At 66.1% G+C, this 649-nt stretch carries 1 pseudogene; it reads left to right on the top strand.

The window, feature by feature from the left end:
* Positions 1–235: 235 nt before the first annotated feature.
* Positions 236–649 (top strand): annotated as a pseudogene (locus tag Q4I23_RS32970) (transposase); the annotation flags it as partial.

Here is a 649-nt window from a genome sequence, read left to right as displayed (position 1 = left end):
CTCGCCATCCTCTTCGAGGACCGGTTCACGCTCGCCTGATCACAACCGGCCCGTACACGGAATTCCTGACAGTCCCGTGGCCCGTTGATGCCCCCCCGTCGCCCGATGCCGCTCCGACACCACGCTGCGCACCGTCAGCATCCTGTGGGCACCGCGCGATAGCCCCTATTAGGGTCTGTTAGCGCTTGAGGTCTATGCCTATCTGGTTGAGATGGCAGTTGAGTACGGACACGAGATTCCGACGGACGCGGAATGGGAAGTTCTGCATCCGCTGATCGGAGCGTGCCGCCCGCGCGGCAAGACCCCACCCCAGCATCTGCGCCGAACGGTGACGGCGATCGTGTGGCGACACACGAATGGAGCCAAGTGGCGCGCCATCCTGCCTGAATTGGGGCCATGGTGGATGGCGGCGCAGACGTTCATTCGCTGGGCACGGTTCGGCGTGTGGGAGCGCCTGCTCGATCTGGCCCAGCAGCGCGGCGTCGCACTCGGCATGGCGTTCCTGGATGGCACCACGATCCGGGCGCACCCCAAGGCTGCGGGGGCGTCCAAAAAGGGGGATCTGGAGCACAGCGAGACGTGCGTGAGGGCCTTGGCCGGTCTCGTGGCGGCTATGGCACGAAGGCCTGCGTGATAGCCGACGGCGGCG

This window comes from Azospirillum sp. UFLA03-27 (genome assembly GCF_059803775.1).
This window is presented reverse-complemented; position numbering and strand designations above follow the sequence as displayed.